This is a genomic window from Armatimonas sp., assembly GCF_031410135.1.
GTDB lineage: Bacteria > Armatimonadota > Armatimonadia > Armatimonadales > Armatimonadaceae > Armatimonas.
The window spans coordinates 1-1,799 of the sequence record NZ_JANNYP010000281.1 but is presented as its reverse complement, the minus strand read 5'-3'; the positions used below and the strand labels follow the sequence as shown (position 1 = coordinate 1,799).

General features: G+C 54.2%; 1 protein-coding gene and 1 pseudogene. One reads left to right on the top strand and one right to left on the bottom strand.

Translation table 11 applies throughout. The features are described 5' to 3' along the window. The coding region (locus RMO15_RS10340; protein ID WP_309711592.1) for a hypothetical protein at nucleotides 1–273 on the top strand (273 nt) is incomplete at its 5' end. Here the strand turns inward: RMO15_RS10340 and RMO15_RS10335 are convergent. Then, nucleotides 266–1,619 (bottom strand): annotated as a pseudogene (locus tag RMO15_RS10335) (IS3 family transposase). The gene RMO15_RS10340 and the pseudogene RMO15_RS10335 overlap by 8 nt on opposite strands. Nucleotides 1,620–1,799 lie beyond the last annotated feature (180 nt).

Sequence of the window (1,799 nt, the reverse complement as noted above, 5' to 3'; positions counted from 1 at the left end):
CTGGCTATGATTGTTGCAGGGGTTATCGGAAGTCAGAAGTGCCATTTACCAGCCATTGCTAAAAAAGCACCCTCAGATGCCAAGCCCCAAAATAGGGTTCGGAAGATGGAGTGTTTCATGGATAATGATGCTATTGATTGTAAAAAATATTATCTGCCTTATGTTGACATTTTAATTAAGAATCTACCACCAGGCCCTCTTGTACTGATAATGGATGGAAGCGAAGTGGGACGCGATTGTGGACTATCCCCATTTTTTCGGACGGTTAGTTAAGCAGAGCGATTGACGAGACGGGCGGGGCACTCCCCGCCAGGGACGCTCGCCTCTCAAACTCAACGGGGCTGATATAACCCAGAGACGAGTGACGACGAGCACGATTGTACCAAACCTCCATCCATTCAAAGATCTTTGACTGGGCGGCAGCACGAGTGACAAAATCATAGCGATGTACCAGCTCCTGCTTCAACGTCCCAAAGAAGCTCTCTACAGGTGCGTTATCCCAGCGCAATGGGAGCGCTGCGCTCGTTGCGTCGCAGTTGCCTCGACGGCTCATACTGCACGAGATGCCAGCAGATTCCAGACGATTCTAGAAGTCGCCGCTTGCATCACCCTTCCCTTCGGGTGGGTACCCGACTGCCACGGTCGCTGTGATGTAGCAGCCCCCCACCCGGATGGCGTTGGCCAAGCGCCATTTCCAGAGCCTTTAAAACGAGCGAGCGATCCATACTCTGCTGCATACACCAGCCCACGATTCGACGAGAGAACAGATCCAAGACAACCGCCAGATAGAGCCAACCTTCCCGTGTCCAGATGTAGGTGATCACCTGTGCAGCACGGGTACCCGCTTGCCCATTTCGTATTGGCTTCCGTGGCTCCAAACTCGCGATTCAATAGGTTCTCCGCGATGGGAAACCCGTGCTTGGAATCCGTCGTCACCACGAACTTGGGAGCTACCCTTGCCTTCAGCCCCGCTTGGCGCATTAGGCGAGCCACCCGATGGCGACCGGCCCGAATCCCCGCCGCTTTTAACTTGTCACACTCCTTGAGGTCTTCCCAGATACGAATCGAGCCGTAGCTTCTATCACTTTTCTCGAAGAACTGGCGGATATGAATCAGGAGCTGCTCCCTCTCCTGTGCTCGCTTGCTGAGCCTAAGCTTTTTGAAGTCGTAGTAACCACTTTTGCTGACTTTCAAGGCACGACACAGGACGCTTACAGGAACTTGACTGGTATGCTTTTGGATGAACCGGTATCTCACACAGACCTCTGCGTGATGGAGCGTCAGCAGCTTCCAAGCTCCAAGATACCCACAGCCTTTTTTAGCACCTCGTTTTCCTCCTTGAGACGGGCATTTTCTCGTTGGAGCCGAGCGAACTCCTCATCGCGTGGATTGCCCTTGCCGGGAAAGGCTTTGAGGTTGGCAGAGCCTTGCGCCTCCAGCCAGGCATGCTTCCAGCGGTTCAGGACGCTGTTTTCCAGCCCGAGGTCTCGGGCGACAGCCGAGACGTTCTTACGTTCGATGGCGAGGCGGACGGCCTCTTGTTTAAACTCCTCCGTATAGCTACGACGAGGCTTTGACTCCGTGGTGGGGGCACTCCCCCGAGGTTTTGATTCTGACATTTTAGACTCCCAGATTTTTACAGTAGATTCTGCTTAACTGGTAGTCCGAACAAATGGGGCAGGGTCACTTTCGTAGCGCGATGATGAAAGCAACGGTTGCGGGGAGCCCGAAGAGAAGCAGGAAGGTTCCGGCGCAGTCGCGGAGCCACTGCGGGAGCCAGTTCCGCCGCTCTAGGAGAT